This window comes from Streptomyces sp. 3-6, from assembly GCF_056323165.1.
Window position 1 is genome coordinate 1 of record NZ_JBWHZP010000022.1, and the last position, 16,464, is coordinate 16,464.

The 16,464-nt window shown below is 74.2% G+C and carries 12 protein-coding genes and 4 pseudogenes; 6 read left to right on the forward strand and 10 right to left on the reverse strand.

Annotated features, from left to right (window positions below; all coding sequences use genetic code 11):
- Nucleotides 1-117 precede the first annotated feature (117 nt).
- Nucleotides 118-339: pseudogene (locus AC02VZ_RS22870) on the forward strand (transposase); the annotation flags it as partial.
- A gap of 245 nt (nucleotides 340-584) precedes the next feature.
- Here the strand turns inward: AC02VZ_RS22870 and AC02VZ_RS22875 are convergent.
- Nucleotides 585-1,691 (reverse strand): LysR family transcriptional regulator, encoded by a 1,107-nt coding sequence (locus tag AC02VZ_RS22875; protein WP_476476261.1) that lies wholly within the window; start codon nucleotides 1,689-1,691, stop codon nucleotides 585-587.
- Between the two features lie 70 nt (nucleotides 1,692-1,761).
- Here AC02VZ_RS22875 and AC02VZ_RS22880 point away from each other — a divergent pair, with 70 nt between their 5' ends.
- Entirely contained in the window at nucleotides 1,762-2,706 is a 945-nt protein-coding gene (locus tag AC02VZ_RS22880; RefSeq protein ID WP_476476262.1) for a dihydrodipicolinate synthase family protein, read from the forward strand.
- A gap of 193 nt (nucleotides 2,707-2,899) precedes the next feature.
- Here the strand turns inward: AC02VZ_RS22880 and AC02VZ_RS22885 are convergent, their stop codons facing one another.
- The gene (locus AC02VZ_RS22885) at nucleotides 2,900-3,370 is read right to left on the reverse strand and encodes a MarR family winged helix-turn-helix transcriptional regulator (protein WP_476476284.1); all 471 of its coding nucleotides are present in this window, start codon (nucleotides 3,368-3,370) and stop codon (nucleotides 2,900-2,902) included.
- A gap of 126 nt (nucleotides 3,371-3,496) precedes the next feature.
- Here AC02VZ_RS22885 and AC02VZ_RS22890 point away from each other — a divergent pair, with 126 nt between their 5' ends.
- Nucleotides 3,497-4,414 (forward strand): alpha/beta fold hydrolase, encoded by a 918-nt coding sequence (locus AC02VZ_RS22890; protein WP_476476263.1) that lies wholly within the window; start codon nucleotides 3,497-3,499, stop codon nucleotides 4,412-4,414.
- Between the two features lie 122 nt (nucleotides 4,415-4,536).
- On the opposite strand, the pseudogene AC02VZ_RS22895 reads toward AC02VZ_RS22890, so the two are convergent.
- A pseudogene (locus AC02VZ_RS22895) lies at nucleotides 4,537-4,734 on the reverse strand (DUF6193 family natural product biosynthesis protein); the annotation flags it as partial.
- A gap of 235 nt (nucleotides 4,735-4,969) precedes the next feature.
- Nucleotides 4,970-6,757 carry a PH domain-containing protein gene (locus AC02VZ_RS22900; RefSeq protein ID WP_476476264.1) on the reverse strand — a complete coding sequence of 596 codons (1,788 nt, stop codon included), beginning with the start codon at nucleotides 6,755-6,757 and terminating at the stop codon, nucleotides 4,970-4,972.
- A gap of 228 nt (nucleotides 6,758-6,985) precedes the next feature.
- Between AC02VZ_RS22900 and AC02VZ_RS22905 the strand changes: the two genes are divergently transcribed.
- Nucleotides 6,986-7,294, forward strand: coding sequence for a zinc-ribbon domain-containing protein (locus AC02VZ_RS22905; RefSeq protein ID WP_476476265.1), 309 nt, complete (start codon nucleotides 6,986-6,988; stop codon nucleotides 7,292-7,294).
- A gap of 24 nt (nucleotides 7,295-7,318) precedes the next feature.
- Here AC02VZ_RS22905 and AC02VZ_RS22910 read toward each other — a convergent pair whose 3' ends face one another.
- Complete coding sequence (locus AC02VZ_RS22910) at nucleotides 7,319-8,251, reverse strand: M56 family metallopeptidase (RefSeq protein ID WP_432054566.1); 933 nt, start codon at nucleotides 8,249-8,251, stop codon at nucleotides 7,319-7,321.
- A gap of 6 nt (nucleotides 8,252-8,257) precedes the next feature.
- Nucleotides 8,258-8,647: a BlaI/MecI/CopY family transcriptional regulator gene (locus tag AC02VZ_RS22915; protein WP_432054567.1), complete on the reverse strand. Its 390-nt coding sequence runs from the start codon at nucleotides 8,645-8,647 to the stop codon at nucleotides 8,258-8,260.
- A 218-nt stretch (nucleotides 8,648-8,865) separates the two neighbouring features.
- Here AC02VZ_RS22915 and AC02VZ_RS22920 point away from each other — a divergent pair, with 218 nt between their 5' ends.
- The gene (locus tag AC02VZ_RS22920; protein WP_476476266.1) at nucleotides 8,866-9,189 is read left to right on the forward strand and encodes a twin-arginine translocase TatA/TatE family subunit; all 324 of its coding nucleotides are present in this window, start codon (nucleotides 8,866-8,868) and stop codon (nucleotides 9,187-9,189) included.
- 76 nt (nucleotides 9,190-9,265) lie between these two features.
- Here the strand turns inward: AC02VZ_RS22920 and AC02VZ_RS22925 are convergent.
- From AC02VZ_RS22925 to AC02VZ_RS22935, 3 genes and pseudogenes are all read right to left on the reverse strand, one after another.
- Nucleotides 9,266-9,793, reverse strand: a pseudogene (locus AC02VZ_RS22925) (TIGR03943 family putative permease subunit); the annotation flags it as partial.
- A 342-nt stretch (nucleotides 9,794-10,135) separates the two neighbouring features.
- Nucleotides 10,136-10,291: pseudogene (locus AC02VZ_RS22930) on the reverse strand (TIGR03943 family putative permease subunit); the annotation flags it as partial.
- A 113-nt stretch (nucleotides 10,292-10,404) separates the two neighbouring features.
- The gene (locus AC02VZ_RS22935; protein WP_476476285.1) at nucleotides 10,405-11,595 is read right to left on the reverse strand and encodes a permease; all 1,191 of its coding nucleotides are present in this window, start codon (nucleotides 11,593-11,595) and stop codon (nucleotides 10,405-10,407) included.
- A gap of 401 nt (nucleotides 11,596-11,996) precedes the next feature.
- Between AC02VZ_RS22935 and AC02VZ_RS22940 the strand changes: the two genes are divergently transcribed.
- Entirely contained in the window at nucleotides 11,997-13,964 is a 1,968-nt protein-coding gene (locus AC02VZ_RS22940) for an NAD-binding protein (protein ID WP_476476267.1), read from the forward strand.
- 557 nt (nucleotides 13,965-14,521) lie between these two features.
- Here the strand turns inward: AC02VZ_RS22940 and AC02VZ_RS22945 are convergent.
- Nucleotides 14,522-16,366 (reverse strand): S9 family peptidase, encoded by a 1,845-nt coding sequence (locus AC02VZ_RS22945; RefSeq protein ID WP_476476268.1) that lies wholly within the window; start codon nucleotides 16,364-16,366, stop codon nucleotides 14,522-14,524.
- Nucleotides 16,367-16,464 lie beyond the last annotated feature (98 nt).

Consider the following 16,464-nt stretch of genomic DNA (forward strand, 5'->3'; position numbering starts at 1 on the left):
TTGTCTTGGTCGACTGCCAGTTCTACCGGGGCTCCGCTCCTCATGTCCGGCGAAACCGCAGTTCACAACCCCTGGACAACCCCACCCAGCCCGCAAACTTCACGGCCTTGGATCTAGTCCACCAACCCGCTGGAGCGGCTGAACCGGGAGATCTAACGCCGCACCGACGTCGTCCAGGTCTTCCCGAACCCGCCCGCCGTCCTCCGCCTTGGGACTGCGGTCCTCGCCGAACTCCACGACGAACGGATCGCCTTCCCCCGCCGCTACCTCTCCAACGAAAGCATGGACGCCCTCTACCCCGACGACACGATCGTCCTGCCGACCGCATCAAACGGCTGATCCCCTACACCACGACAAGGGACATGACCTCCGTCCGTCGGTGCCTGCACCCATGCGGGCGGCATAGCGTTCATAGGCGCGGCGGACCAGTTCGGGGTCGAAGCCCTTGGCTGCCATGTCGGCGAGTAGTCCAGAGACCATTGAAGTCCGGCCGAGCTCCTCGTGGCATCCTCGCCCACCGATCCATATTCGGGATGAAAAGGTCGTAGGTTTGTCTGCGGCGGGCCAGGCGCTCGACGGGCGCCTCACGGGGGCGTTGCCGTCTGGTCGGTTGCCCCCACCGCCGTCCGCGCCGCCGTCACGAAGGCGGCGATGGCCGGGTGGGCGCCGCCGCCGGCGCGGAAGGCGACCTTGGAGCGGCGGTAGAGGGGGAGCCGGGTCAGGACGACGCCCTCCGGGGGCTGTGCGGTGGCCATCTCGGGGACGAATCCGGCGCCCTGCCCGTGGGCGGCCAGGGCCAGGACGGTGCGGAAGTCGTTGACCTGGTGGCGGATGCGCGGCTGGAAGCCGGCCGCCTGGCAGGCCCGTACGGCCATGGCGTGGCCGGTCGTGCCGTCCCGGGCCGTGATCCAGGGGGCTGTGGCCCAGGGTCCGAGCAGGTCTGCGAGCGTGGGGCCGTGGGCGCCGAGGTGTTGTGCGGGAATGTCCGGTGTGCCGGCGCCTCGAAGGGGTGCGGGCGTGGGGGCGCCACTGCCGAACCCGACGCGGTCGTCCGACGGCGCGGGAGCGGGAGTGGTGGCTGGGGCAGGAGTGGTGGCCGGAGCAGTTCCCTCGGCGGTTCCGGGCTCGGTGCAGGTTCCCGAGGCGGTATCGGTACCGGTGGTGCCCGTGGCCAGGTACATGGGTTCTTCGAGGAGGGGGACCTGGTCGACTGCCGTGTCGGGGGGCGCCGGGACGAAGTCGTAGTCGTGGACGAGGGCCACGTCGAGTTCGCCGGCGCGCAGGCCGTCGGAGACGCGTGCCGAGTCGATCTCCTGCACCATCGGCTCCAGGGCGGGGTGCCGCCGGGCCAGTTCGGCCAGCGTGGCGGGGACGATCGCCGGGCCGCCCGAGGGGAAGGTGCCGATGCGCAGCGGGCCGCCGATGCCCTCGCGTGCGCCGGCGAGTTCGGAGACCGCCAGTTCGAGGCGTTCGAGGACGGCGTCGGCGTGGGTGACGAGGGTGCGTCCGGCGGGGGTGAGCGTCACGCGTCGTCCGCTGCGTTCGAGCAGGGGGACGCCCGCCTCCCGTTCCAGCACGCCGAGTTGCTGGGAGACGGCCGAGGCGGTGAAGGTCAGGGCCTCGGCGACGGCGGCGATGGTGCCCCGCCGGTGCAGTTCGCGCAGCAGGCGGAGACGTCGGAGATCGAGCATAAGCTCAGCTTACGGAAGAGGGAAGAAACGTGAACTGGATCTACCGGGTGGGGTCGGTCAGGGTGGAGGCATGAAGCCCGATGTGAGCCTCAGCGGTCTGTTCGTCCCCCTGGTCACTCCGTTCACCGACGACCTGCGTCTCGCCCCCGACGCCCTCGCCCGTCTCGCTGACGACGCGCTGACGACGGGTGGTGCTCGCGGCCTCGTCGCCCTGGGGACGACGGCGGAGGCGGCGACGCTGACCGCCGAGGAGCGGCAGACCGTGGTCCGTGTCTGCGCGGCGGCCTGCCGGGCGCACCGGGCCCCGCTGATCGTCGGGGTCGGCACCAACGACACCGCTTCCGCGCTCACCACGGTGCGGGAGTTGGCCGACCGCGGTGACGTCAGCGCGGCGCTCGTTCCCGCGCCGCCGTACACCCGGCCCGGCGAGGCGGGGACGTTGGCGCACTTCACGGCGCTCGCCGAGCACGGAGGGCTGCCGCTGGTGGTCTACGACATCCCCTACCGGACGGCGCAGCCGATCGGCACCGGCCTGATGCACTCCCTCAGGCGCCTGCCGCGCGTCGTCGGGGTGAAGTACGCGACCGGTGCGATCGACGCGGCGGCGATGGAGCTGCTCGGTTCACCGGCCCCCGGCTTCGCGGTGCTCGGCGGTGACGACGCCGTCATCTCCCCGTTGCTCGCGGCGGGTGCCGACGGCGGCATCCTGGCGTCGGCCAACGTCCGCACCGCCGACTACGCCGAGCTCATCGCACTGTGGCGGCGCGACGCCGCCGGGCCGGCGCGCCGGCTGGGGGCCGAGCTGGCCCGGATGTCCGCCGCCCTCTTCGCCGAGCCGAACCCCACTGTGATCAAGGGGGTGTTGCACGCCCAGGGCCGCATTCCCAGCCCCGCCGTCCGGTTGCCCCTGCTGGCCGCCTCCGCCGAGTCGGTCCGGCGTGCGGTGGGCCTGGCCGCCCACACCCGGCAGGACGGCGACCGGGGCGACACCGACACCCACCAGGCCGCGGCCTGAGGCGAGTCGCCCCCGTCGGCCCGGGTGTCACCGCAGCCTGAAGCAGGCCGCTCCGGCCGGCCCGGGGAACCGTCGCTGTCCGGCCCGAGGGACCGTCGTTGTCCGGCCAGGGGGACCGTCGTTGTCCGGCCCGGGGAACCGTCGTCGTCCCTGCCGTGCCGCCTCGTCTTCTCGCCACGGCCGTCCGGCCGGGTTACGCGGGCGGGGCCGCCCGGTTGACGTCCACGTCGTCGAAGAGGGCCAGCATCCGGGACAGTACGCGCAGGCAGGCGTCGACGTCCTCGGCGGTCAGGTCGCCGCCCACCTCGCGGAGCGCGGCGTGCTCCCGGGCGTGCACCGCCTCGATGGCGGCCGTGCCGGTCCCGGTGAGCCGGATCAGCCGGGACCTGCGGTGGGCGGGGTTGGGCGCCGTTTCCACGAGGTTCTGTGCCGCCGCGTCGTTGACCATGCGCTGCACGAACTGACGGCTCAGGTCCTGGGCTCGCCCCATCTGAGGAACCGTCATCGGGCCGTGCTTGTACAGCAGGTCGAGCACGGCCCGGACTCCCACCGACAGTCCTTCGAGCGGCGCGGTCAGTTCGACCTTGCGGTGCACCCGCCGGTACAGCGGACCGACCAGGTCGAACACCTCGGTCAGTCGGCCGGCCAGCTGGTCCGGAGCCAGCGGGGTGCAAGACGGTGCGGGGGTGGTCGGCCCGGTGTGGGAGGACGAGGGCCTGTCGGGTGTCGTCACCGTTCCAGCATGACACCTTGGTTGCCATACCCGGGGCAACATGACACCTTGGTTGTCATGTTGGATTCCACGGGTACACCCCCGACTCTGTCGTTCCAGACGTCCGACGGCGCGCTCGCCTACGTCGATCAAGGAAGTGGACCGCCTCTGGTCTTCCTGCACGGCGGCTTCGTCGACCACACCATGTGGGACGCCCAGATCCCCGTGTTCGCCCGCACCCACCGGGTGATCGCGCCTGACGCACGCGGGCACGGCGCGTCAGCGAACGCGACGCGGCCTTTCCGGTCCGCCGACGATCTCGCGGCACTGCTGCGCCACCTGAACGCCGCGCCGGCGATCCTCGTCGGCCTCTCCATGGGCGGCGGGGTCGCCGTCGACACCGTGCTGGAACACCCGGAGCTGGTCCGGGCGGTGGTGGTCAGCGGCTCGGGCACCAGTGAGCCGGTGTTCGAGGATCCGTGGACCCTCGACGTGTCCGGCGCCCAGCAACGGGCGCTGGCCGCCGGTGACGTCGAGGGGTGGCTCGCCGCCTTCGACCGGTTCACGGTGGGGCCCCGGCGGACGGTCGACGACGTCGATCCGGACGTGGTCCGCCGGCTGCGCGCCATGGCGCTGCGGACCATCGCCAAGCACACCGCCGACGAGCCCCCTCACCACGTTCCCGTGCGGCACACCTGGGAGCGCGCCAAGGACATCCGCGTCCCGGTCTTCGCGATCAACGGCGCGGCGGACTCCCCGGACATCCTGCGCATGGCCGAACGCCTGGTGAGGGCAGTCCGGGCCCCCGGAGACCGTGTCACGACGGTCGAGGGCGGCCACTACCCCAACATGGAGGACCCGGACGGGTTCAACGCCGCACTGACCACGTTCCTGAACCGTCTGGATGCCCCGGATGCCCCGGAGGCCCTGGATATCAAGGGGACGCAGGGTGCCGAAGGGTCCCAGGGCGCCGGGCGTGCCCGGGGTTCCCTCTGATGTCCGTGGGTTCCCCCAGGACAGGATGACGGCTCAGGGTGGCGGTGCAGACCGCACACCATGTCCTCAGCCGGCACCGGTGTGCCGTTCGGTGGCCAGGTCGTGCCTGGGCAGGGGATGTCCCAGGTCCACGGCCTCTCGACGCAGCGGCTGACATGCAGTTCGCCCATGCCGGACCAGGGAAAGAGCTCCCGCAGCCCCGCAGCCTCGGCGTACGCGGCTCGCGCCGACGCGTGGTGCACGTGAGGCCGGACGAACAGCTTCTGCCACGTGGCTTCGACTCCTGCTGCGGCGAGGCCGGCACGGCTTTGATCCGTCATGGTCCACTCCTGGCAAGCGGCGCCCCGGCGTAGCCAGGGCGCGGCGGTGACGATGGGCGCGGACGCGATGCCGGGCGCGGACGCGACACCGTGACCGGACTCGACACCGTGATCGGACTCGACGGCGTGCGCGGACGCGACGGCGTGTGGGGCTCGGTGCCGCTCCCTTCGGTTCTGCGGGACAGGGGTTCCGGCCACGGGGTGGTTCCCGCCGAGGTCAGGACTCGCCGCGGTGTCACGGCTGCGGACGCGTCGGCTTCGGGTGGGTGGCCGGCACCGACTCCGGTGGAGTCGTCGCGGCCCGGGGCGTGCCCTCACCGGCGGTACCGGGCGCACCGGGAGTACCAGCAGTACCAGCACCGGAGATACCGGGAACACCGGGCGCCCCAGAAGTACCAGGCGCCCCGGAGGTGCCAGGCACCCCGGGAGCACTGGGCGCCCCCGCAGCAGCAGGACCGTCGGCCGACGTCCCTGCCGAGGCCTCTGGCACGGGCTCGGGCACACGCTCGGGCGGGGTGAGGTGGCGGAGGATGCGGGGCAGGTCCGTGGGGGCCGCCGTCAGGTGGACGGGGGTGCCGGCGTCGTCGAGTTCCGCGACGTGCCAGTTCTTGGGCACCGTCTCGCCGTCACCGCCGCGCGCCCTGCGGACGGTCTTCACGGTGAGGCGGTGGACCGGGAGCGGACGCGCCCCGAAGCGGCCGGGGCCGCCGTGCGGGGTGACGGCCGGGGGTTCGCCGCCGCCGATGACGACGTGGGTGCCGAAGTGGTGGGGGTTGTGGTCGGTGGCCTCCAGGAAGCGGGCCGGGAGGAACTCCTCCCGGTCGGTGTCCGGCGCCACGGCGACTCCCGGCGTGCTGGCCCGGGTGGCTCGCCAGGCCCAGGCGAGGAGGGCCAGGGAGATCAGGCTGCCCGCGACGGCCCAGGCGAGCGCGGCCGGGGTGGTGATCAGCGCCGTGGTGCGGACGTAACTGAGCGGGAGCAGCCACCCGGCCGTCACCAGCAGGGCGACGACGAACGGGGTGGCCGACGGGAGCACCTCGTCGTCGGGCCGGCGCCGGGCGCGCAGGCGGATGACGATCCGGGCGGCCGGGTGGCCCGCGGCGAGGGCGAGTGCGCTCGCGAGCACCGCGACGTCCCCGCCGCCGGTCACCCGGCTGCGCCACACGTACCGCTCGCCGGCGACCTCCATCACCGTGCCGCGCCACAGCGTCAGGTCGACCCGGTCCCCGGCCCGGAACTCCTCGGCGGCCGTGGCCGACACCGCGACCCGGTCCGCCGGCCGGTCGTCGGCGAAGTAGAGGTAGCTGCCCTTCTTCGGGCGGCCGGGGTCGGTGCGCTCGATCACGGCGGTGAGCGTGTGCCGGCAGTCGGCGCCGTCCCGGGACGCGTCCGCGGAGGCCGGGCAGGGGGCGGCCGACTGCCAGTCCCGGTGGTGCGACTGGGCCTGCGGCACGGCCCACGCCGCCCCTGCGGCCCCCGCGAGCAGCAGGACGCACAGGACGAGGGAGCCGGCCCAGCCGCGGCCCGCGGTGCGGTGGGTGACGACGGACAGGTGGTCCGGACCGGGCGGGCCGTGACGGCGGCGCAGTGCGCGGAGGGCGTCCAGGGTGTCGTCGAAGTACGGGTCCTGCTCCGACAGGCCGATGGGCACCGGGAGCACCCGCGTGCGGCCGTCGCGGTGGACGAGGACGGTGCGGCGCACGTCCTGGGTGCGGGGGTCCCGGGCGTACTTCAGACGGACCCGCAGGTCGGCCACGTCGCTCCACGGGACGGTCCGGCCGCGCAGCGCGCTGCCGATGTACAGGCCCCGGGCGTCGGCACGGACCTGCCCGGTGGCCCGGTGCACCGCCCAGACGCCGCCCGCCGCGCAGAGCAGGGCGGCGACCAGCCACGGGACCGTGGCCGTGCCGGTGGACACCGCCAGGACCACGCTCGCCACCGTCCCGGCCGCGGCCGACCCGGCCAGGAACCACAGCGAACCCGCCCAGCGGGGACGGCAGATCACTTCCCGAGGCTCGCTCATGCACCGCATGCTGTCAGGAGCCTGCCGGCCGGCGCCGGGGCGCGGTACGGCAGTGTTGAGGCCCCGCACTTGCCGACCGCGGACATGGGGACGGACGGGGAGGGCCGGCGACCAGGGGTTCGTGCCCCGCGGGCGGTCGGGGCGGCTGCTCGGTCGCCTTCACGGGATCCACAGCGGTGGCAGTGGCAGCATCGGGGTACGCGCAAGGGCGAGCGAAGGAGCGGTTACATGATCATTTTCGGCACCAAGGGGTATCTGTACCAGCTCGCGATACTGACGCTGGTGTGCGGGCAGTGCGGCAACCCCTCCGCGCACACGCTCAGGAAGCGGGTCACGAAGTTCACCCTGTTCTTCGTGCCGCTGTTCCCCGTCTCGACGAAGTACGCGACCCAGTGCACGTTCTGCGGGGCCGAGCAGCGGGTGAGCGGCGAACAGGCGGAGCAGCTCCAGGCGCAGGCGCACGACGGCCGGGGCGGGCCGGGTGGCCCGGGCGGGCAGGGCTCCGGGCAGCCGCAGCAGCAGGGTTACCAGGGCTGACGGCGCCGGGCACCGTGCCGGCGATCACAACGGCGTCGCCGCGCGGAGCAGGGAGATGAGGATCAGGGCCGCGTTGGCGGAGGACATCGCCGACAGCGCGGTACCGGCCGCCGCTCCCCAGGTGGCCAGGCCCGCTGAGGTGAACACCGCCGGCCAGCGGGCCGGGGCCGGGGGCGGAGCCAGCAGGGCCGCGACCCGGCGGGGCACCGGGCCGGGCGCGGCGAAGGCCGGGAGCGGGGAACCGGGCCGGGAGGCGAGGGCCGCCTTGCCGATGGCGGTGGCGACGGTGCGCCGGCTGCCGACCCGCTGGGCCGCCACCTCGTCGGCCCAGCGTTCCGTCGTGTAGGACACCGCGGTCTGCAACGGGCGCAGGAACGGGTTCGCCCGGGCCGCCAGCCGCACGGCCAGCAGCAGCCGGTGGTGACCGTCGGACAGGTGGGCCCGCTCGTGCGCGAACAGGGCACGGCGCTCGGCCGACGTCAGCCGGTCCAGCAGTTCGGTGGTGACCACCACGCGGCCGCGGCGCCGACGGACGCCCGGCAGCGCGTACGCGTACGGGGCGCCGTCGGGGAGCACCGCCACCTCGGTGTCCGGCAGCCCGGCCAGGGCGCGGTGGGCCCGACGGCGGGTGCGGCCGTGCCGCCAGAGGGTCTGCGTGCAGGCCAGCAGCACGGCGCACAGGGCGGGAATGGCCGCCTTCCCCACCACCTCGTCGTAGGGGACGGCCGCCCGTACCTCCGGGTCCGACCAGCCGTCGGGCAGCGGGTTGCCGGGCAGCTGCGCCGTGCCGACGACCATCACCAGCGCCAGGCAGACGGTGCTGCACACCGCCATCACCGCCGCGACGGCGGTCAGCATGCGGGTCGCGGTGCGCGGGTGCAGATGTTGTGCGGCCAGGCGCGCGATCGGCCACGCGGTCAAGGGCAGCACGAGCGGCAGGAAGACGAACACCCCCATGAGGTTTCAGTCTTCCCCGTCGCTCCGCGGCTGATCCAGCAGTTCGCGCAGCAGCCGTTCGTCGTCCGGAGCGAGTCCGGTGACGAAACTGGCCAGCACGGCCTCCCGGTCGCTCTCGCCGTCCAGCACCTTGCGCATCTTGTGCGCGGCGAGCCCCGCGTGGTCCGAGGCGGGCGTCCAGACGAACGACCGTCCCGCCCGCTCCCGGGTGACCGCGCCCTTCGCCAGCAGCCTGGTCAGGATCGTGATGACGGTGGTGTACGCGAGGTCCTCACCCAGTCGTTGCTGCACCCGGCCGGCCGTCGCCGGGCCCTCCGCCTCCCGCAGCGCCGACAGCACCAGCGACTCCAGTTCGCCCTGCCCCCGCCGCCGGGGACGCTGCCCGTGCTCCGACACGGCCTGTCTCCCTTCCGCCGCTTCCCGTTCTCCCGGCGGACATCGTATAGATGAGCGGACGCCGTCAAATTATCTACATTGCTGTAGATTCTACGGGCCCCCGCGACACCCCGCAGCACCCCGCAGCACCCGCGGGACCCGTGGCACCCCGCCGCTCCCGCGCGACCGACCCCGAACCGGCAGCCGTCCGGCACCGGCCCACGAGAGGAACGGACCCCATGTTCGGACTGAGCGAGCTCGCGATCATCCTCATCGTCGTCATCGCCGTCCTGGCCGCGAAGAAGCTGCCTGACCTGGCCCGTTCCGCCGGCAAGTCGGCCCGCATCCTCAAGGCCGAGGCCCGCGCCATCAAGGAAGCCGAGAAGGCCGAGAAGGCGGCGAAGGCCGAGAGGGCCACGGGCGACGGCAACGGGAAGGGGAACGGGAACGGGAACGGGAACCTCGGCGGGGGCGGGGAGGGCCCGGCGCCGCGGATCATCCGGGGCGAGGCCGTCGTGCGGGACACCACCGGCGACGGCGAGCACGGCGGGCAGCGGGCCTGAGGTCCGGCTCTCCCGCCCCCTCCCCCGCCCCGGCGCTCGCCGAAGCGCCTCCGGCACACTGCTGCTCGCGGGCGGATCAGCCGTTCCAGGCGTCGTCGTACGGGTCGGCCGGCGGCTGCACCGGGCGGGAGGCGGTGACCTCCATGTACGGGACCGGGCCGTCGTTGACGGGGTCCTTGGTCCGCCGGGGCGTGTAGGTGCCGGTGATCTCCAGCCAGCTGTCCGGGCGGAGCACCGGCGGGACGTTCCCGGTGAGCGCGATCTTGACCGGCTGGGCGTCGGCGGCGCAGCAGTTGAGGGTCATGCGGACCAGCTGGGGAGCGCCGTCGCGGCCCAGGGTCACGAAACCGGTGATCCGCAACGGGCGGTCGCGCAGGTGACGGCCGTCGTCGTAGACCGCGCGGGCCGCGTACTCGCCCACGCTGAGCCGGAGCGGACCCCGGCCCTCCGGGACCTCCGGGAAGCCGAAGGGCTTCTGCAAAGCGGTGCCGGTGTGCGCGGCGGTGTACGAACCGAGGGCGGGCGGGGCGACCAGGATCAGCGCGACGAGCGGGAGCGACAGCAGCCAGAAGACCCGGGGTTCGCGGTGGTGGCCGCCCGCGCCGGTGTCGGGGCCGGCGTCAGGGCCGAGGTCGGGGTCGGCATCAGGGCGGGCGTCAGGGCCGGTGTCGGGGTCGGCGTCAGAGGAGCTGGTGCCGGGGCCGGCTTCGGGGCCGCCGTGCAGGTCACGGACCGGTGCCTCGCCGGGCTCCGTCTTCTGCGGTTCCGGGGACGGTGATGTCACCGCTCTCGTTCCCAATCCCGCTCTCGTCCCCGTTCCCGCTCCCGCTTCCGCTTCCGCTTCCGCTCCTGGGGCAGGCGGTTCCGTGTCACGGGTTCCGGGCTCACGAGGGGCACGATGCCCGTGCTCCGGGCCCTCGTCCGGGACCGTCGGACGACTGCCCGGCCGGGTGCGGCGGCGCTCGTACAGCAGGGTGGCCGCGGCCGTCGCGATCAGTACGGCGCCGGCCAGCAGGAGCAGCGGGCGCAGGCCGGCCTTGACGTAGCGCAGGTGCAGGTCGGTCAGACCCGCGTGCAGCACGGTCGCGCCGAGCAGGAACAACAGGGCCGCCTGCGCATGGCTGTTGAGGTCGGCGAGGCTCCGGGCGGAGGGGGTGCGCCGGGGGCCGGCGGTGTTCCGGGCCGGGCCCGTGGTCCGTCGGAGGTTCCGGTTCGTCACAGCAGCACCGCTCCCGTCAGGACCGAGGCGAGCACCGCGAGGGCGAAGGTCGCCGGCGCGAACCGCAGCGCGAAGGCCCGGCCGAAGGTGCCCGCCTGCATGGCGAACAGCTTGAGGTCGATCATCGGGCCGACGACCAGGAAGGTCAGCCGGGCCGTCAGCGAGAACTGGGTCAGCGAGGCCGCCACGAACGCGTCCGCCTCCGAGCAGATCGACAACAGGACGGCCAGCGCGGCGAGCGCCAGCACCGACAGCAGCGGGTTGTCGGCCGCCGCCCTCAGCCACTCGGCGGGCACCACGGCCTTCAGCGTGGCCGCCGCCATCGCGCCGATCACCAGGAACCCGCCCGCGTGCATCACGTCATGCCGCACCGAACCCCAGAAGGCCGCGCCCCTGCCGAGCCCTTCGAAGGCCGAACGGGCGGGCGGGCGAAGCCAGTCGGCGCGGCCGAGTCGGTGCCACAGCCAGCCCATCGCGCACGCGACGAACAGGCTCGCCACGAACCGGGCGAGGACCATCTCCGGGTTGCCGGGGAAGGCGACCGCGGTCGCCGTCAGGACGATCGGGTTGATCGCCGGCGCGGACAACAGGAACGCCAGGGCCGCCGCGGGTGCCACTCCCCTGCGCACCAGCGCGCCCGCCACCGGTACGGACGCGCACTCGCAGCCGGGCAGCACCGCGCCCGCGGCACCCGCGACCGGCACCGCCAGCGCCGGGCGCCCGGGCAGGGCCCGGGCGAAGAAGGACGGCGGGACGAACACCGCGATCGCCGCGGACAGCAGGACACCCAGGACCAGGAAGGGCAGCGCCTGCAGCATCACCGCCACGAACACCGTCATCCAGCTCTGCATCACCGGAGCGGCCAGCGCACCGCGGATCGCGTCCTGGAACAGCAGGGCCGTCAGCAGGGACAGGGTGAGCAGGAGCGGGGCGTTGAGGTGGCGGGACTCGTCGGCGTCGGATGCCCGCGGGCCGTGGTCGGCACCTGGTGCTCGCCCTTCCTGGGCCGCGTCGGGCGCCCGCCCGCCGTTGCCGGTGACCGGTACGTGCCCGCCGCGGTCGGGTTCGCCGGGCGCGCTCTCGGGGAGGGACGGAGTGGACGTCGAGGAGACCGTCGAGGAGACCGCGGGAGCCGGACCTCCGCCTCCCGCAGTCTCCGGGCACTCCCCGGGCTCCGGGCACTCCACGGACTCGGCGGGCGCCGGTGATCCCGCGTCACGGGACGCGTCGGAGTCCCGCGATGCTGACTCGATGAGGGCCAAGGGCCGGGTACCTCCGGTGCGCACGCCGGTCGTCGACGGACGGCTGAGCGGGCGGACGGGTGGACGGGCGGACGGGCGGACGGGCGGAGCGGACACGAAACCGGGCGCCGGGCCGGGTTCCGGTGCGCGCGCGTGGCCCGGAACGCGGGCACCGCACCCGCTTCTCCCTGGGGTACGCGACACGGGGCCGTCCCGTTCAGGCGGGCCCCGGCCCACTCGACATGATCATGTCTGGAACCGGCCGTCGGAATGCGGCAGTCTCCTCCCCTGTGGTGAGCCTTCCGAGCCTTCCGAATCCGACCCTGCCGGCCGTTCCCTCCGCGCACATGGTGGTCTGCGGCGACGACGGGCTGGCCCACCGCCTCGCCGCCGAACTGCGGGGCGTGTACGGCGAGCAGGTCGTCCTCGTCGTCCCGCCGTCCGAGACGCAGGCGCGGCAGCCGGTGGTCGGTCGGGCGCGCGCGGCCTCCGCGGCCCTGCTGGACCGGGTGGTGAACGCGACCGTCAACCGGGGCGGCAACGCCGGCACCGCGGGCGGCTCCGACACCGGCTCCCACACGCGCGAGGTGGAGGCCGCCGAGCCCACCGAGAGCGTGCTCGCGGGAGTGGGCGTGGACCGGGCCGCCGCGCTGGCCCTGGTGTACGACGACGACGAGACCAACATCCGGGCCGCCCTCACCGCCCGCCGCCTCAATCCACGGCTGCGGCTCGTGCTGCGCCTCTACAACCGCAGGCTCGGGCGGCACATCGAGGAACTGCTCGATCAGGCCGCCGAGTTGGCGCTCGGTGACCGGCCGCACGGGCGCCCGGGCCGGCTCGACGACAACTCCACCACCGTGCTCTCCGACGCCGACACCACCGCACCGGCGCTGGTCGCCACCGCGATCGTCGGCACCAGCAAGGTCGTCGACGCCGACGGCCTGCTGCTGCGCGCGGTGGAACGGCAGCCGCCGGCCGCGGGCGAGGTGGCCGATCCGGGACTGTGCACCCTGGCGCTGCTCTCCGCGACCAGCAACGACCCGGCCGGCGCGGAGGGTTCGGAGGACAGCGGCGAGCAGGGGCCGCAACTCCTGCCCGACGGCGACGCGGTGTCGGCGGCGACGGGACGCGGCACCGTGGTGCTGGAGCAGGTCTCGTACTCCGGTCCGCCGCTGCCGCCGGTACGGGCGCGGGTGCCGCCCTTCGCCTCGCTGTTCTCCCGACGGCTGCGCTGGTCCCTCGCCGGTCTCGTCGCGGCCACCGTCGCCCTCGCCGTCGCCCTGACCCTGGTGACCGGGGACAACCCGCTGCACGCCACCTACGTCACTCTGCTCGACCTCTTCGCCATCAACGAGCCCGCCCACAACGCGGCCATGGGCCGCCAGATACTGCAACTGCTCTCCGGGCTGGTCGGGTTACTGCTGCTGCCGGTACTGCTGGCAGCCGTCCTGGAGGCGCTGGGACTGTTCCGCAGCGCCTCCTCCCTGCGGAAGCCGCCCCGCGGACTGAGCGGGCACGTGGTCCTGCTCGGGCTCGGCAAGATCGGCACCCGGGTGCTGACCCGGCTGCGCGAACTGCACATCCCGGTGGTGTGCGTGGAGGCGGACCCCGAGGCGCGGGGCATGGCGACGGCGCGGCGGCTCAGGGTGCCGGTGGTGCTCGGGGACGTCACCGAGGAGGGCGTGCTGGAGGCCGCGAAGATCCACCGGGCGGACGCCCTGCTCGCGCTGACCAGTGTGGACACCACCAACCTGGAGGCCACCCTGTACGCGCGCTCGCTGCGGCCCGACCTGCGGACGGTCCTGCGGCTGTACGACGACGACTTCGCCCAGGCCGTGTACCGCACGCTGCGGGCCGCGCACCCAGATGCCCTGACGCGCAGTCGCAGCGTGTCCCACCTGGCGGCGCCCGCGTTCGCGGGGGCGATGATGGGCCGGCAGATCCTCGGTGCGATCCCGGTGGAGCGGCGGGTGCTGCTGTTCGCGGCGATCGAGGTGGGCGGGCACCCGCAGTTGGAGGGGAAGACGGTCGGCGAGGCGTTCCGGGCCGGCGCGTGGCGGGTGCTGGCCCTCGACACCGCAGCCGGCGAGGACCCCGCCGGGTCCGGGTCCCGGGCGGGGGCCGGGACCGGCACGGGGCCCGGACAGTCCCCCGCAGCAGCGGCCGTCGGGCATTCGGGGCTGGTGTGGGACCTGCCCGACACCTATGTGCTCCGGCGCGAGGACCGGGTCGTCCTGGCGGCCACCCGGCGGGGCCTCGCCGAACTGCTCGGACGCCGGGGCCGGGAGCGGAGGGGCGCCCCGGGCGGACGCTGAGCCCTGGGGAGGGCGCGGGGAAGCGCCGAGGCCCGGCGCAGGTGGCAGGCGGACGCTGAGCACGACGCAGGGTTCAGGGCGGACGCCAGGGACGGGACAAGGCCCCGGGCGGACAGCGGACACCGAAGACGGGCACCCCGGGCCGGCCCGACACCCGACCCGACCCGACGTCCCAGCCGCCCCTGCCCCCGGGACGCCCAGGACCGGCCCCGACCCGGCCCGACGCCGAACCCAGCGCCCGACCCGCCACGACGACGCCCGAGCCGGCCTCGCTCCCCAGGACACCCAGGCCGGCCCCGCCCGGGCGGACGCCGAACCCGACATCCGCCCGGGCGCCGGGAGGGGACCCGCGTCCGGGAGGGGCCCCGCGCCCAAGAAGGGGCCCCGCGCCCGGGAGGCCCCGCGCCCGGGGACGCCGTCGGCCGACGGCGTCCCCGCCCCAGAGGGCCCTCGGCCGACGGCGCCCGGCCCAGGCGCGCGCCCCCTCAGCTCCCTCCTCAGCTCCCTCCCCGCTCCGGCCTGCGCCTCAGCGGCGCGGCCGGTACGGCGTTCCGCCCTCAGCCGCCGATGTGGCGTTCCGCGAAGTCCAGCTCCAGCCGGACCTGCTTGATCCGTTCGTCCACCACCAGGGAGCCGTGTCCCGCGTCGTAGCGGTAGACCTCGTAGGTCGCCCCGCGGGCCTCCAGGCGCTTGACGTAGTTCTCGATCTGGCGGATGGGGCAGCGCGGGTCGTTGACGCCGGCCGAGATGTAGACCGGGGCCTTGACCTGGTCGACGTACGTGATCGGCGAGGACACCTCGAAGCGGTCCGGGACCTCCTCGGGGGTGCCGCCGAACAGCGTGCGGTCCATCGCCTTCAGCGCCTCCATCTCGTCGTGGTACGCCGTGACGTAGTCGGCGACCGGGACCGCCGCGATGCCCAGCGTCCAGGCGTCGGGCTGGGTGCCCAGGCCGAGCAGGGTGAGGTAGCCGCCCCAGGAGCCGCCGGTGAGGATCAGCCGGGCGGGGTCCGCCAGGCCCGAGGTGATCGCCCACTCGCGCACCGCGGCGATGTCCTCCAGCTCGATCAGCCCCACCCGGTGCTTCAGCGCGTCGGTCCAGGCGCGCCCGTAGCCGGTCGAGCCGCGGTAGTTGACCCGGACCACCGCGTAGCCGTGGTCGATCCAGGCGGCCGGGCCGGCCGCGAAGGAGTCGCTGTCGTGCCAGGTCGGGCCGCCGTGGATGTCGAAGACGGTGGGGAGCGGACCGGTCGCCCCCGCAGGCCGCTGCACCAGCGCGTGGATGCGGCCGCCCGGGCCCTCCACCCACACGTCCTCCACCGGCACCGAACCGGGCGACTTCATGCCCGGCGGGTCCAGCACGACCCCGCCCGTCGTGGACCGGACGGCCGGCGGCTCGGCCGCCGACGACCACAGGTACTCCACGCTGCCGTCGGGCCGGACCGTGGCGCCCGAGACCGCGCCGCGCGGGGTGGGGATCTTCTCCAGCCGGCCCTCGGCCAGGTCGTAGCGGAACAGCTCGCCGCGCGCCTCGAAGCCGTGCGCGATGAGCAGGCCCGAGCCGTCCGGGTACCACTCGGCGCTGACGTCGCCGGGGAGGTCCAGCGCGAGGTCGCTCTGCTCCCCCGTCGCCACGTCCCACACCAGGGGCTCCCACCGGCCGCGCCGCTGGTGGCCGATGAGCAGCCGGGTGTCACCGGCGACGGGGGCGAAGCCCAGCACGTCCAGGCCCAGCTCGCGGGTGCCGCCCTCGGTGTCGTCGAGCTCCGCGACCTTGGTGCCGTCCGGCCGCACCAGGCGGAGCGCCGAGTGCATCGCGTCGCCGTGCTCGGTGTGCTCCACGGCGATCAGCGAACCGTCGTGCGACAGGTCCCCGACGCCCGCCGACTCGCGGTGCCGGTAGATCTCCACCGGCTGCTCCCCGGTGCGCACCAGGTGGATGGTGGTGCCGTCCTCGTCCGTGGAGCGGCCCACGACCGCCGTGCGGCCGTCCCGGCCCAGGGCGAGACCCGCGGGGTAGGAGGGGTCCAGGCCGGGCGTGGCCAGCTCGTCCTCCCCGCCCTCGAAGCGCTGGCGGCGCCAGACGCCGAACTCGTCGCCGTCCTTGTCGTCGAACCACCAGATCCACTCACCGTCCGGCGAGAGCACGCCGTCCGTCGTGCCGTTGGGCCGATGGGTCACCTGTCGTTGTTCGCCGGTCTTCCGGTCCCAGGCGTACAACTCGTACGTCCCCGTCGCGTTCGACACGAACAGGGAACGGTCGGGTGCGTCCTCCGCCCAGTCGGGGAGGGACACCCGGGGCGCCCGGAAGCGCTTCTCCCAGGCAGGCATGTCCTGGCCCCGTTGCACACGCTCGGTCTGGTCCGCTCGATTCTGCGCGTCGGACCCGTTGCTCTCAGTCATGGATCCATACTGCCCGCCCCGGCGGCCATCGTGCTCCCGAGGCCCCCAGCCTGTGGAAAACCCCGACCGGAACGTTCACCGGATTCCCCCGCACCGAC

Excerpts from the sequence above, each read along its gene's own strand:
- AC02VZ_RS22875 (WP_476476261.1), bottom strand. The coding sequence starts at position 1,691 with ATGCTCGATCTCCGACGTCTCCGCCTGCTGCGCGAACTGCACCGGCGG.
- AC02VZ_RS22880 (WP_476476262.1), top strand. The coding sequence starts at position 1,762 with ATGAAGCCCGATGTGAGCCTCAGCGGTCTGTTCGTCCCCCTGGTCACT.
- AC02VZ_RS22890 (WP_476476263.1), top strand. The coding sequence starts at position 3,497 with ATGTTGGATTCCACGGGTACACCCCCGACTCTGTCGTTCCAGACGTCC.
- AC02VZ_RS22900 (WP_476476264.1), bottom strand. The coding sequence starts at position 6,757 with ATGAGCGAGCCTCGGGAAGTGATCTGCCGTCCCCGCTGGGCGGGTTCG.
- AC02VZ_RS22905 (WP_476476265.1), top strand. The coding sequence starts at position 6,986 with ATGATCATTTTCGGCACCAAGGGGTATCTGTACCAGCTCGCGATACTG.
- AC02VZ_RS22910 (WP_432054566.1), bottom strand. The coding sequence starts at position 8,251 with ATGGGGGTGTTCGTCTTCCTGCCGCTCGTGCTGCCCTTGACCGCGTGG.
- AC02VZ_RS22920 (WP_476476266.1), top strand. The coding sequence starts at position 8,866 with ATGTTCGGACTGAGCGAGCTCGCGATCATCCTCATCGTCGTCATCGCC.
- AC02VZ_RS22940 (WP_476476267.1), top strand. The coding sequence starts at position 11,997 with ATGGTGGTCTGCGGCGACGACGGGCTGGCCCACCGCCTCGCCGCCGAA.
- AC02VZ_RS22945 (WP_476476268.1), bottom strand. The coding sequence starts at position 16,366 with ATGACTGAGAGCAACGGGTCCGACGCGCAGAATCGAGCGGACCAGACC.